Genomic DNA, 13,273 nt, shown 5'->3' with positions numbered 1-13,273 from the left:
AAAAAGCGCCTCCCGCGGGAGACACTTTTAGAAAAATCAGTTTAGTAAGTTGAAACGTAAGCCTTGTTGGCCGTGACGTACTTACCGTTGGTTAATTGGAACCGGTAAGCATCCTTGCTGTTTTTGGTGATGCCTTTAACAGCTAAGGTCTTGCCAGCGGCTAACTTGGTGCTCCGTTGGCCATTGGTAAAGAGAATGTTGTTGTATTCGTAGACGGCCTTCTTGATTTTGATACCCTTCACACCACTGATACTACTGTAGTAGCTAGCGGTTGAATGAGAAGAGGTGTCAGCGAACCAGCTCTTAACGACGGAACTGTTTTGAATCTTGTTCAAGTCAACGTTACCACTGATACCGGAAACGCGACCAGAACTGGTGTATTGCCAGAGGTCGATGGACGTGCCAGAAACCTTAGGCTTAGTGGAGCTGTATTTGGCGATCCAAGACCCATCGAACTTGGAGAAGTTCAAGTTGTGTGAGTTGGCGTAGTACTCGCCGGCGTACATGATCAGGGGCTTGTCGGTCAAGCTCCGCATCGTCTTCAACCAAGCGTTCACGTAGGTTTGTTCGGAACTCTTCGCAGATGGCATCCGCTTTTCTTCGTCCAGGACAAAGAACTTGGTGTGGGAATTACTCCGCTTGTAGAAGTCCTTGGCTTCTTGTTGGGCGTCCTTAACGCTGGTAAATTCGGCAAACATGTATTGACCGAATGGCACACCAGCTTTGTAAGCACCGTTAGCGTTGACGTTACGCTTGCTATCGACCATGTAGCCAGCGTCGCCCTTGCTACCATGTTGCACCCGAATGATGGCGTACTTTAAGTCCTTTGACGCCTTCGTCCAGTTGATGTTCCCTTGGTATTGCGAAACATCGGCAACTTTATTGCCGGCTGCGTTAGCGGTCGTGGTGTTCAAACTAACGCCCACGGCTAAGACAGCGGCAAATGCAGCGGCCCCAGCGACAAATTTATGTAACGTGATCTTCATGAATGATGTCCTCCTCAAGTCTTTGGGTTCATTGTACACGGTATGGGTTGCCCGGAGGTTACGCGCAATTTACATTTGATTACAGTTCCGTTGCAATTAAAAAGAGTGGGACACAAGGCGGTTAGCCGGCGAGCATTAAGGCTGTTAACCGAATAATCCTGGTCTTGGATTGTTTGGTTAGCAGTTTTAAGCGGAACCGGGTGCCTTTTGTCGCACGTTTCGGCCATATAAATGGGTGCAAAAAAGCCCGGGCTCATCCCAGGCTTCTTGCTTAATTGTGATTCGTTTGGCGGTTGCGCATGAGAATCGCGGCACACAGCGCACCAGCAATGGCAATGCCAGCCGAAGTCAACGTGACCGCACGCGTGCCATTCGCATAGGCTTGCCACACGGTCTGTTGGACCGCATGAGCGAAGGGCATTTTAGCCAAACGGGCGCTGAAGGCAATGCCGTGACCAGAGAAGGGCCCGGCACTGACCAAGGCCTGATGAATCGCGGTGGCGGCCTTGTGTGGCATGTTAATTTGGCCAAAGTGGTTGGTCAAATAATTTTGGTAAACGTTATTTTGAACTAATCCGAGGCTAACGATCCCTAAGGTCACCCCGATTTGGCGGAAGACGTTGATTAAGCCAGAGGCCATCCCCATCTCCCGAACCGGCACACCTTCCATCCCCGTACTGTTTAGGAGCGGGTTGACCATCCCGTTGGTGATTCCCATGAGCACCATTCCTGGCCACAACTCGGCGAAGGAGACGTGAATGGTCATGGCGTTGGCTAACATTAAGAAACCGATGCCGCCCAGGAAGAGGCTACCACTGATCATCCATTTTTTAGAATAGCGGTTACCCAGGTATCCGGTCAGTGGGCCGAGAATTAGGGACCAAATGCTGATGGTTAATTGCCGAACCCCGGCCTGCAACGCTGAGTAGCCCATATAATTTTGCATCAAGGCGGTCAGGTAGGTGTTGTAGGAGTAAATACCGGCACCCAATGCTAGGGCAACCATGACCGTTCCCACAAAATGGGGGTTCTTGAACATGGCCAGGTTGACCATGGGCTGTTTCAAACGGGCTTCAACCATGATGAAGACGACGAAGAACAGAATAGCCGCGCCAAACCAGCCCAACATTTGGGGACTCGTCCAGTGCCAGTCCTGATGGTTTTCCTTCAAAATCAAGCCGTAGATGAGGGCAAATAAACTTGCGGCGGATAGGGCCATGCCGGCAAAATCAATTTGATGGTTTTGACTTAAGTCAGGCACCTCATCCACGTAAATCAGAGTTAAAATAATGGCAATAATCCCAATGGGGATGTTCACGTAAAAGATTGAGCGCCAGCCAAATTGGGCGACTAGATAACCGCCGACCAGGGGACCGGACGCTGAGGATAACCCGATGATGGAGCCCAAAATACCAAGCGCCACGCCCCGTTTGCTGCCCTTGAAGCTGACGGCGACCAAGGCCATGGCGAGGGCGTTCATCCCAGCACCCCCAAGGGCTTGAACACCACGCCCGATGTCTAAGACTAGCAGATTAGGTGCCATGCCGTTAACGGCGGAGGCCAGGACAAAGATGGCCAGGGAAATGACAAAGATGCGTTTCAGCCCGTACATGTCCCCAATCTTAGAAACAATCAAGAGGGTGACCCCCAGAACCAAGGAGTAGGCGTTTAGGACCCATTGCACATTATTAAAGGATTCATTGAAATCCCGGACCATGGTAGGTAACGCCACGTTAACAATGGTGACGTCTAGTAGGGCCATGAAGACCCCGAGGGAAAGGGCGCCAAGGCCAATCCAGTTTCGTGTTGAGTTAGTCAATTTACTAAGTTCCTCCGTTTCGGTCAGTTGAAGTCAGCTGCCGATTTATTTATTATTTGGGATCTGACAATTTTCGGAAAAAAAGTTGCCGATTAAAAAATAATCAGCAACTTTTGACGCAGTTAATTAGTGTACGGCCGTGTAAATCTTGATAGCTAACTTGGCCCGGTTCTTATCCGTTTTGGTAATTGGATTGTATTTGGACAGGCCGGCCTTGACCTTTTTGTAGCTGTAAACGTTGGAACTGCCACTTTCGAAGTACATCAAATCAGCTTTCTTCGGGGAGTGGTTCAGGCCAAGCACGTGGCCAAGTTCGTGGGCAATTGTGCTGGCGTACTGGTACTTCCGACCTTCATTGGCTAACGTCGAACGGACCAGAGCCACATCTTTTTTCAAGACGGCGTAGGATGGCAGGGCCTCTTCCACGCGGGCAGCCTCTTCATTAAATAGTTGATCGTAATTTTCATCTGTAGCGGCAATACCTTCAGCCTCTAGATTGGCTTTCGCTTTACTCTTAACGGTATTAGAATATTGGTTGTAGAAGGCGTCGTTCAACTGGTTGGTCATCGCGGTACCAATGTCTTGCTTGGCAGCCGTGTAGAAGGATGAACGAATCTGCAGTTGCTTCTTCGCTGGTGTCCACCAGGCATCACTCTGATCGCTCTTAGTGGCGGCGGACTTGGAAACGGAGAAGGTTAGCGTATGGTTCTTCTTGGACCCTTGCGTGAATTCCTTCTTACCTAACTTGTTGTTCCAGTAAGCCATGGCAATGGTGACACTCTTCTTTAAGGTTTTATCCTTGGTATTTACGTAGACCACGGCTTTACCATTTTTCTTGAGGGCCGTCTGGGCGTCGTAGGCAAGCTTGTACTGCTTTCCTAAAGCCTTGGCGTGCTTCTGGTAGTAGCTCTTGGACTTCTTTAGCGTGGCGGCCGATGGATTGACGCTGGCGGCCTGAGCGGTGACGGTACTAGTGGTAATGGCGGGCGCCACGATGAGGGTTGCCGCAACAGCCATCATCAGTGAACGCGCGCGAATGTGGTGAAATCTGCGCATGATGTTAACCTCCCTTAAAAATCCCCAAAACAATTCGTATTTACAATAGCATAGGCCAAACGTCGCGTGGGGTCAAGAATTAACGGTTCAGTAAATATTGATGGTGGAACTCATTAATACCGGGGTTGGACCCGGTTTCAAAAAGCAATTAGTAGAACATTTGTTTGGTCTTAAATCAGGAATCTGGTATAGTAGTTTCAGAAGCAAAATTGGAGGGAAAGCAATGGTTAAACGATGTGATTGGGCAACGTCTTCACCTGAGATGGAACGGTATCATGACGAGGAATGGTGCCGGCCGGAACACGATGAGCAGCGGCTCTTTGAACTGCTTTGTTTGGAGACCTATCAAGCGGGACTCAGCTGGCAGACCGTGTTAAATAAGCGCGCCGCTTTTCAGCGTGATTTCTACAATTATGACCTAAAGCGGGTCGCTGCCATGACCGATGCCGATATCGAACGGCTGTTACAGGACGCCGAGATCATTCGGAATCGCCAGAAATTAGTGGCAACCGTTAACAATGCGCGGGTCATTTTAAATTGGCCAGCAGAGAGTACGTTTAGCGCGTGGTTGTGGAGTTTTGTCGATGGCAAACCGATTCGGCATGCCATTGCAAGTGATGCCCAGTTACCAGCAACCACGGATCTGGCCCAACACATTTCCCGCGAGATGAAGAAGCGGGGCTTTAAGTTCGTGGGACCGACCACGACGTATTCATTCCTACAGGCGGCGGGCTTGGTGAATGACCACCTGTTGAGCTGTGACTGGGCACCAGAGAACCAATAGAAAGAGGGCAGAACCATGCGTTTTTTACATACAGCAGATTGGCACATTGGTAAGAAACTCCACGGATATGATTTGATTCCCGAGCAGGAGGATGCTTACCAGCAGATCAAGGCGATTGCTAAGCGAGAAAAGGTCGATGCCGTCGTGATTGCCGGAGATCTATACGATCGAGCACTCCCCAGTGAACCGGCTGTGACGGCGTTGACTAACATGTTGGTTGATCTGAATCGTAAAGAAAAATTTCCGCTGTTAGCAATTAGCGGGAATCACGATTCGGGCGTGCGCTTGGGCTACGGTCAAGAGTGGTTTGCCAGTACGGACTTTTTCTTACGGACGCGGCTAGCAGACGCCTTAAAACCGGTTACGTTACAGGATACGCAATTTTTCTTATTACCCTACTTCGAACCCGTTCAGGCGCGCCAATTTTTTGACGACGAATCGATTCGAACGGTTAACCAGGCCATGGAGCGGCTAGTTGCCGCCATGCAGGAAAAATTTGATGCCACGAAGAAACATGTGCTGATTGCGCATTTCTTTGCGGCGGGCAGTAATCACTCGGATTCGGAGACCTTGGTCCAGGTTGGTGGGTTAAATGCCGTGCCCGTGGACATGTTGGCACCATTTGATTATGTTGCGCTGGGCCATTTGCACCGGAAGGAAGCCTTGCAAAATGAACCGACTGTTAAATACAGTGGGTCACCCCTAAAGTTTTCGACCAGTGAGGCAGCCGACACGAAGGGCGTTTGGATCATTGATACGGATCAGACACCGGTCTCGGTGACGTTTGAGCCGTTGAAGCCTTGGCACGACCTGGTCGTTTTGGAAGATAGCTTTACCAATCTGATGGACCGCGACCACGCGTATGCGGTCACACCAGAAGATTTTGTGGCGGTTAACTTAACGGATACCACGCCGATTACCAACGTCATGCAGCGCTTGAAAACGCGTTTTCCCCGGGTGATTGAACTCAACCGCGTGAACCAGCTGGATGTGACACCGGATGAATTAGACGTGAAGCAAGTTCAGCAAGATCCGTTAACTTTATTGGGTGATTTCTTTGAACAGGTCACGCAACACCCACTAACGGAGCAGCAACAGGTATGGGCCCGGCAAGCCTTACAAGCTGCAGAGAAGGAGGCAGACGAATGAGTCCCGTAACTTTACATCTAGAATACTTTGGTCCCTACCGAGATGAAACGGTTGATTTCACAAAATTTTCCGCCACACCTTTATTTTTGATTAGCGGGAAGACTGGGAGTGGCAAGACCACCATTTTTGATGGCATGTGTTATGCCCTGTTCAACCAGACCTCTGGCGTTGACCGGGAAGCCAAATCCATGCGGTCAGACTTTGCGACCCACACGGACCAGACGCGGGTCACGTTCACCTTTACCCACCGGAATCGGTCTTATGAAATTGTGCGCGAACCCACGCAGATTTTAGCTAAGAAGCGGGGAACTGGATTGACGGAGGCCGCGGCCAGTGTGACATTGACCGTCTTTGAAAACGATACAGAAATCACACAGTTGACGAAAGAAGGTCAGGTTCGCGATTACCTGCAGGACTTGTTGCAGATGGATGGCAAGCAGTTTGCCCAAATCGTTTTACTGCCACAGGGCCAGTTCCGCCGGTTCCTGATTGCCCCCAGCGAGGACAAAGCGGTGGTCTTGGAACAACTATTTAATACCACAATCTTTGCGCGGTGGACGGACCGCCTTAAGCGCCAGCTTCGGCAAAATGAGGCTGCGAATAAGGAAACGGCGGCGACCCTTGACCGGCTACGGGGTGAGCTGCAGTGGACAACTGAAAATAAAGAGAAAGCTACTAGTCTGCTGGCCAATCAACAAACGACTGATATTTTAGCATTAATGGCTGAACAGCAAGCTACGACTAAGACCCAACAAACGGCAGTTACCACCCAACTCAAGCAAGCAGACCATTTGCACAGTCAATTGGTCCGGCAAGATGAGCAGGAATCGGTCTTACTGGCCGATCGTAAGCGACTCGCCGACCGCCAACAAGAACAACAAGCATTGACCCAACAACAACCAGCCATGCAGGCACTGAAGAAGCGAATTGCTGAGTTGGACTGGACGCAGCAGATTCAGCCCCAGTGGCAGGACCAAACGCAGGCCCAGCAAACGTTCCAACAGCGGAAACAGGCCAGTGAGCAGGCAGCAACGGCCTTACAATCAGCGAAGCAGAAGTACCAGGTAGCCGTCGCTGAGCAACAGAAGCAGCAACCGCTGGTCAAAAAAATCAAGCAAGAAAATGATCAATTAGCCCAACAACAGGAACTGATTCCGGTCTACCAACACGTGGCTGAATTGACCCAACAAACGCAACTTGAACAAGAACAGGTTGATCAGACTCAGGCGCACCTCAAGCAAGTCCGAACCGCCGTCGCTGAAAATAAAACGGCTCAGCAGGCTCAGCAACAGGTCGTGGACCAGCAACCGGCTATTTTTGACCGTCAAAATCAGCTGACGCAGCGTGACGCTCAGCTGCAGGCCAGCGAGAAGCAATTGGCAAGTGTACAGCAGGCGGACCACCAACTCACAACTAGTCAACAGAAAGTGACTAGTTTAAAGACACAAGCGCAGACGGCCCAAACAGCTGCTAAGGAAAAGCGGACGGCCGCCGATGCCAGCTACCAAGCCTTCTTGCGGAGCCAAATTGCTGAACTGAGTGCGCAACTAACTGAGGGGGCGCCTTGTCCAGTCTGTGGGTCGGAACATCATCCCCATCCAGCTGCCACCACGACGGCGACTACGGTGTCAGAGGATGCCGTCAAGACGGTTCAAGCACAAGCGGACCGGTTAGAAAAGCAGGCCAGCGAGGTCGCTGCCCAGCTAGCCAGTTGGCAACAGCGTGTGACGGAACAAGCGGCAACTCAGGCTATCCAATTGGCTGAGCTACAAGCGGCCTTAGATCAACCAACGACGACCACGCTAGCCGAACTGACCCAGCAACAACATTCGGCCCAGCAGGCTTATCAGCAGGCAGAAACTAAGAACGAACAAGAGCGGCAAGCCTTGCACCGAGCTCAACAACAGATGAAGACGTTGACCACAGCGGCAACCACCCTGCAGAGTCAGGTACAGACGGCTGAGCAAGCTGTGCATGACCAACAAACGCAGGCGGCTAAGCTGAGTGCTGAACTGGCAACAGAGAAGAAGCGGTTACCGGATCAAGCAACAACACTAGCCGAATTTATGCAACAGCTCACTGATTTACGGGCCCGATTGAAGGCCGACCAGCAGACCTTAGACGCGGTAAACTCAGCCGTCCAACAGGCAGAAAATCAAGTGGCTGTCGCACAGTCCCGCTTGACGCAGGCTGAAGAAGAAGTCCAGACCAGTCAGGCAAGACTGACCCAGGCCCAGACGGTCGTAACCAAACTTTTGATGGCACATTTCGGCGCAACTGATGCGACCGTGGTCGAACAGGTCCAGACAGCCCTAGCAGAAGTCGGGTCGTTGGCGACTAAGCGGCGGACGCTGGCCGATTTTGACAAGCGTCAGGACAGCCTAGCCGCGACTATTGCCGACCTGGTTGCCCGCACGAAGGACCAGCCAACACCAGACCGGGAGAAGACTCAAGCAACTTTGACTCAGGCCAAGGCCCAGATGACGGACCTTCAGGAACAGCAACGACAACTACAAAATCTCTTTGAATTTAACACCACACACACCCAGCAATTACAGACACAGGTGGATAAGCAGGCAGCTGCCATGCAAACGACGCAGGAGCTGACCGAACTCAGTGGCGTGGTCAATGGGGATGGTCCCAACAGTAAGTTAGGCCTGGAACGGTATGTGCTTCAAACCTATTTACGCCAAATCCTACGAGTCGGTAATCATCGCTTAAAGCAATTAACGAATGGTCGGTATCAATTCGTGATTGATGAATCCCAGGCGAACTCCAAGAAGCGGTCCGGCCTGGAAATCAACGTTTATGACGATCACGTGGGTGAGCAACGGAGCGTGCATACGCTCTCGGGTGGTGAAAGCTTCATTGCCTCGTTAGCGTTAGCTCTGGCCCTGGGTGAAGTTATCCAACAGACCACGGGGAGTGTCGACGTCGATGCCCTGTTCATTGATGAAGGTTTTGGGTCATTGGACGAAGATGCTTTAATGACGGCACTGGAATCGTTGGAAACGATTGAGGGTAAGCACCGGATGATTGGCATCATTAGTCACGTGAGTGAACTCCGTGATCAGGTTGAAAACCAATTACAAGTGATTGCCAACGGCAACGGAGAGAGTACGATTCGGTATCACGCCGCGGAATAACAGTTTTTTCCAGACCAAAAAGGTCTTGGACTGCTTGTATATCCAAGACCTTTTTTCTGTCGAGTCACAGGAGAACAGTTAAAGAGGTGACGCAACGTGCCGCCGAGATGCTGCTAGCGTGCTTAACTTAGCCAGCACCTTACAAGAACGACACACTTCAATACGAGTCCCCAAAGAAAAACTGGATTTCCCCTAGGCTGGGGTTACATGACAACTCTATTCTCTGGGGCAACCCTAACAGTAACTGGATTCAATAGAAAGCTAATAGCTAGTTGACGGGTAAAAACAGGGACGTTAAGCCGTTCAGCTTATTAAGTTGCCCTAACTTTGCGGGTGAATCATCCGTGAACCAGACAGTTGGTGGCGTAAATCGTTAATGAACGCCAAATGAAGTTTTTAAACAAATTAGCATAATTGGTTATAGTTTTAACGATTATCCGTGCAAAACGGATTTTGATGGTTTAGAATAATGGGTAACTATATTAGAAACGGGATGATTTTCAATGTGTACGAGTTTGACCTATGAGAACAGTCGGGGCGACCAATTCTTAGCCCGGACCATGGATTTTGCGTTTGAACTGGGTGGCCAACCCATCTTTATGCCGCGGAACCAACAGATTCAAGGGGATGCGGGGACCTTCACCACGAAGTATGGCTTCGTCGGGGCCGGCCGAAACCTGAGCCATTACATTTTTGTTGATGGCGTGAATGAATACGGTCTTGGGGCAGCTGCTCTGTACTTTTCACAATACGCGAAGTACGAAGCAACCGCTCCAGCCGACAAGTTGGGCTTAGCGCCACATGACGTGACAGCCTGGGCTTTGGGCAACGCCAAGAGTGTGGCTGACCTGCGGGAACTGGTCAAGCACATTCAACTCTTGGACATCCCGGTTGCCTTGCTCGGCATCACGGCACCGCTGCACTTTATCTTTAGTGATCCAACGGGGGAGACTGCCGTACTTGAAGCCACCAGTCATGATATTCATTTGATTGATGATCCGGTCGGCGTCATGGCGAACTCACCACAATTGAGCTGGCATTTACAAAACCTCAGCACGTACGGGACGCTGCAAGCTGCCGACGTACCTTTGCATGATTATGAAGGGTTTGAGTTAGCTACCCAGGGTCCTGGGACCGGGGCGTTGGGCCTGCCCGGGGACTACACGTCACCATCCCGCTTTGTCCGGACGGTTTACAACAAGCACTTCAGCATTAAGACGGACGACACGCCGACGACCCTGAACCTCTTACAACACCTATTAGACAGTGTCACGATTCCGAAGGGGGTCAAGCTAAAGGCTGACGGTCACAGCGACTACACGCAATACCGGGCCTACGCCAACCTGACTGAGCGTTCTTACTTCATGGAACCTTATGACAACTTGGAATTGCAAGGCGTTAAAATGACCGACGAAATGTTAAACGACTGGGATACGCCCGTGGAATATCCATTGGACCACCAGCCACACATTAGTGCGTTGAACTAGGAGCTGAACAAATGTCTTTTATCCAAAAAAGTTTTGCTGAACTAACGACCACGGAACTCTTCCGTATTTACCAGTTACGGGTGGCGGTTTTTGTGGTGGAACAAGACTGTGTTTATCAGGAAGTTGACGACGATGATCTGATTGCACAACATCTTTTTCGAACGGACGATGTGGGTCAGGTGTTAGCCTACGCACGGTTAATTCCGGAACCCAATCAAGTTCGGATTGGCCGGGTCCTCGTTGCCGCTTCGGCGCGCAAGCACGGCGCTGGTCGTGAGTTAGTGACCGAAGCCATTGCTGCCGCTCGGGACACTTATCCGGACGCGCAACAGATTGTGATTCAGGCTCAAGCCTACTTGCAAAAGTTTTACGCATCGTTTGGGTTTACGCCCACTAGCGAGGTTTACTTGGAAACCGGGATTCCCCACCTGGATATGGTTTTGCCATTGAATCGGTAAGCAAACTGCACACGAAAAAGACGAGACCTTGACGTTTTAAACAACGTCGGGACCTCGTCTTTTTTTGGCGAATTTTATCGGTTCACTACCGCTTGTTGGCGGCGTTAATGAAATCGTGAATCAAATCAGCTGGACCGCCGAGCGCAATGACCGCCCGTAGTGGCATGTTCAGGAACATTTGATCTTGGAGTAGGGCTAAATTGCCATGCTCGTCAGTCGTTGCCAAGAAGTTATTGCCGTTAGCGTGTTCTGGTGCCAGGACCGTCTCCTTGAAAATCTGTTGCAGGCGCGGATCTCTGACAATCGTGGATAAGTAAGTCTCGGCCGTCACAGGGGCGGGGGAGTTCTTAAAGTCCATGGTCAATTTGGTCTGTAGCCGGATGTCCCGTGAAGAATCGCCGACCATGAGTTCATAGTCGCCAGAATCGGCTTGCCAGCGGGACTTGCCTTCACACCACCAGCTAAAGTCACGCCGGTTGAGTTTTAGGGTCACGACCTTGGTTTCGCCAGGTGCGACGGCGACCTTGGTGAAGGCGCGCAGTTCCTTGGTTGGCATTGGCACGTGCGAGGCGTGATTGGCCACGTAGAGTTGTGGCACCGCTTGACCAGCGCGGTCGCCCGTGTTGGTCAGGTCAAAGGTGATGATCGCGCCGTGTTCGTTCTCGTCGACGGCCAGATTGGTATATTCAAAGGTCGTGTAACTGAGACCATGACCGAATGGAAAGAGCACGTGCATTTCGTGGGTATCGTAGTAACGGTAGCCCATGAACATGCCTTCCGTGTAATATTCGTGATGGGGGTCCTGTCCAAACGTTGGGGCCATTGGCGTATCGGTCAAACGTTGAGGGAAGGTCTCGGCCAAGTGACCGGACGGGTTGACCGCACCGGTGATGATATCCCAGGTAGCTTCACCGACCGCTTCGCCGGCCAAATAAGTTTCGACAACGGCGTCGACACCGTGAATCCAAGGCATTTCAACCGCGGAACCGTTTTGGAGCACGACCGTGACGTGGTCGTTGATCTTTGACAGACGGCCAATCAACTCGCCTTGGTTTTCAGGGAGCATCAATGACGTCTTGTCAAAGCCTTCCGATTCCGTATTTTCCGGATAGCCGGCGAAAATGATGACGTGATTGGCGTCCTTAGCGGCGGTGAGGGCAGCTTCGACTAAACTGTCGTCCGTTTCACTTTGATCCAACCGGTAACCAGGGTAATAATTGGCTTCAAGGTCGCTGTCTTGCAGAGCAGCCAATGGCGTGGTCAACTTCGTTGGGTTGACGTGGGAGCTGCCGGACCCTTGGTAGCGTGGTTGATCGGCCAATTCACCGATAACGACCACTTTGCCAGCGGTCTTGGGATCTAGTGGCAGTTCAGCGTGCCGGTTCTTTAAGAGCACGATGCCATCATCGGCCAACTTACGGGCAAATTGGTGATGGGCCGCGTGGTCATAGGTCCCCGCATGGTCGGCAGGCAGCCAGTTCTCAATGATGTGCAGTAAGTGCCGGACCGCCTTGTTCAGCGTTCCTTCGTCCAGTTCGCCGGTTTCGACGGCCCGGATAATGTTGTTCACGGAAGCTTGGCCCTGACCTGGCATTTCCAAATCAAGCCCAGCGCGTAAGGCCTGGACGTTGTCAGCGACGGCGCCCCAGTCAGACATGACTGCACCGTGGAAGCCCCATTCGTCACGCAAGATGCTGCGGAGCAACCGGCGATTTTGAGAATTTAACGTCCCATTAATCTTGTTATAAGAGGTCATGATGGTGGCAGGGTAAGCGGCCTTGACGATGATTTCAAAAGTGCGTAAATAAAGTTCGCGCAGTGTCCGTTGATCCATATCGCTGGAGGCCGTGAACCGTTGATTTTCCCGGTTGTTGGCGGCAAAATGTTTAACGGCCACACCGACGTGTTTGGATTGGACGCCTTGAACGTAGGCACCGCCTAGTTCGCCGGCCACTAAGGGATCTTCTGAAAGGTATTCGAAGTTACGCCCACCCAAGGGAGAACGCTTCAAGTTGACGCCGGGTCCCAGCAACAGACTGACTTGCTCTGCGCGAGCCTCGTCACCCAGGTGTTCACCTAGTTGGTGCATAAGATCACGATTCCAGGAGCTCGCACTCAGCGCGGCAGCCGGATAAGTAATGGCTTGAACCGAGTCGTTAATGTTCGTGGTGCCTGAATCCGCGGTCTGCTTCCGTAAGCCGGAAGGGCCGTCCGTCATCATAAGGGCGGGGATGTCCAGCCGGTCAATAGCGGCCGTGTACCAACTATTTTTTCCTGAAACCAGAGCGGCCTTCTCTGGTAACGTTAGTTCAGCAAGCATGCGTTCGATGTCCATACGTTCAAATCCTTTCTACTAGTTAAACTTGTTTCAAGTATACCTTTTTCCAC

The 13,273-nt window shown here is 51.4% G+C and carries 9 protein-coding genes; 5 read left to right on the top strand and 4 right to left on the bottom strand.

What is annotated here, in order from left to right; translation table 11 throughout:
- Nucleotides 1–41: 41 nt before the first annotated feature.
- The 3 genes from JUF22_RS03350 to JUF22_RS03340 all read right to left on the bottom strand — a co-directional run bounded on the left by JUF22_RS03350 (nucleotide 42) and on the right by JUF22_RS03340 (nucleotide 3,861).
- Nucleotides 42–986, bottom strand: coding sequence for a GH25 family lysozyme (locus JUF22_RS03350; RefSeq protein WP_203643277.1), 945 nt, complete (start codon nucleotides 984–986; stop codon nucleotides 42–44).
- Nucleotides 987–1,257: 271 nt separating this feature from the next.
- The gene (locus JUF22_RS03345) at nucleotides 1,258–2,805 is read right to left on the bottom strand and encodes an MFS transporter (RefSeq protein WP_203643275.1); all 1,548 of its coding nucleotides are present in this window, start codon (nucleotides 2,803–2,805) and stop codon (nucleotides 1,258–1,260) included.
- 126 nt (nucleotides 2,806–2,931) lie between these two features.
- Entirely contained in the window at nucleotides 2,932–3,861 is a 930-nt protein-coding gene (locus tag JUF22_RS03340) for a matrixin family metalloprotease (RefSeq protein WP_203643274.1), read from the bottom strand.
- A 223-nt stretch (nucleotides 3,862–4,084) separates the two neighbouring features.
- Here JUF22_RS03340 and JUF22_RS03335 point away from each other — a divergent pair, with 223 nt between their 5' ends.
- The 5 genes from JUF22_RS03335 (at nucleotide 4,085) to JUF22_RS03315 (ending at nucleotide 10,885) form a co-directional block, all read left to right on the top strand.
- Nucleotides 4,085–4,645: a DNA-3-methyladenine glycosylase I gene (locus tag JUF22_RS03335; RefSeq protein WP_203643272.1), complete on the top strand. Its 561-nt coding sequence runs from the start codon at nucleotides 4,085–4,087 to the stop codon at nucleotides 4,643–4,645.
- Between the two features lie 15 nt (nucleotides 4,646–4,660).
- Nucleotides 4,661–5,794 (top strand): exonuclease SbcCD subunit D, encoded by a 1,134-nt coding sequence (locus tag JUF22_RS03330; protein ID WP_203643270.1) that lies wholly within the window; start codon nucleotides 4,661–4,663, stop codon nucleotides 5,792–5,794.
- Nucleotides 5,791–8,940, top strand: coding sequence for an SbcC/MukB-like Walker B domain-containing protein (locus JUF22_RS03325; protein ID WP_203643268.1), 3,150 nt, complete (start codon nucleotides 5,791–5,793; stop codon nucleotides 8,938–8,940). Before JUF22_RS03330 ends, JUF22_RS03325 begins: the two co-directional genes overlap by 4 nt.
- 503 nt (nucleotides 8,941–9,443) lie before the next feature.
- Nucleotides 9,444–10,427: a choloylglycine hydrolase family protein gene (locus tag JUF22_RS03320; protein WP_203643267.1), complete on the top strand. Its 984-nt coding sequence runs from the start codon at nucleotides 9,444–9,446 to the stop codon at nucleotides 10,425–10,427.
- Nucleotides 10,428–10,438: 11 nt separating this feature from the next.
- Complete coding sequence (locus tag JUF22_RS03315) at nucleotides 10,439–10,885, top strand: GNAT family N-acetyltransferase (RefSeq protein ID WP_203643264.1); 447 nt, start codon at nucleotides 10,439–10,441, stop codon at nucleotides 10,883–10,885.
- A gap of 85 nt (nucleotides 10,886–10,970) precedes the next feature.
- Here the strand turns inward: JUF22_RS03315 and JUF22_RS03310 are convergent, their stop codons facing one another.
- The gene (locus tag JUF22_RS03310; protein WP_203643262.1) at nucleotides 10,971–13,220 is read right to left on the bottom strand and encodes a glycoside hydrolase family 3 C-terminal domain-containing protein; all 2,250 of its coding nucleotides are present in this window, start codon (nucleotides 13,218–13,220) and stop codon (nucleotides 10,971–10,973) included.
- Between the last annotated feature and the right edge of the window lie 53 nt (nucleotides 13,221–13,273).

The organism is Levilactobacillus lanxiensis (assembly GCF_016861655.1).
GTDB lineage: Bacteria > Bacillota > Bacilli > Lactobacillales > Lactobacillaceae > Levilactobacillus > Levilactobacillus lanxiensis.
Note: the sequence above shows the minus strand (reverse complement) of the source record. Positions and strands in the feature narration are given on the sequence as shown.

Coding starts and splice junctions, on each gene's coding strand:
- JUF22_RS03340 (WP_203643274.1), bottom strand. CDS start 3,861: ATGCGCAGATTTCACCACATTCGCGCGCGTTCACTGATGATGGCTGTT.
- JUF22_RS03310 (WP_203643262.1), bottom strand. CDS start 13,220: ATGGACATCGAACGCATGCTTGCTGAACTAACGTTACCAGAGAAGGCC.
- JUF22_RS03335 (WP_203643272.1), top strand. CDS start 4,085: ATGGTTAAACGATGTGATTGGGCAACGTCTTCACCTGAGATGGAACGG.
- JUF22_RS03330 (WP_203643270.1), top strand. CDS start 4,661: ATGCGTTTTTTACATACAGCAGATTGGCACATTGGTAAGAAACTCCAC.
- JUF22_RS03320 (WP_203643267.1), top strand. CDS start 9,444: ATGTGTACGAGTTTGACCTATGAGAACAGTCGGGGCGACCAATTCTTA.
- JUF22_RS03350 (WP_203643277.1), bottom strand. CDS start 986: ATGAAGATCACGTTACATAAATTTGTCGCTGGGGCCGCTGCATTTGCC.
- JUF22_RS03315 (WP_203643264.1), top strand. CDS start 10,439: ATGTCTTTTATCCAAAAAAGTTTTGCTGAACTAACGACCACGGAACTC.
- JUF22_RS03325 (WP_203643268.1), top strand. CDS start 5,791: ATGAGTCCCGTAACTTTACATCTAGAATACTTTGGTCCCTACCGAGAT.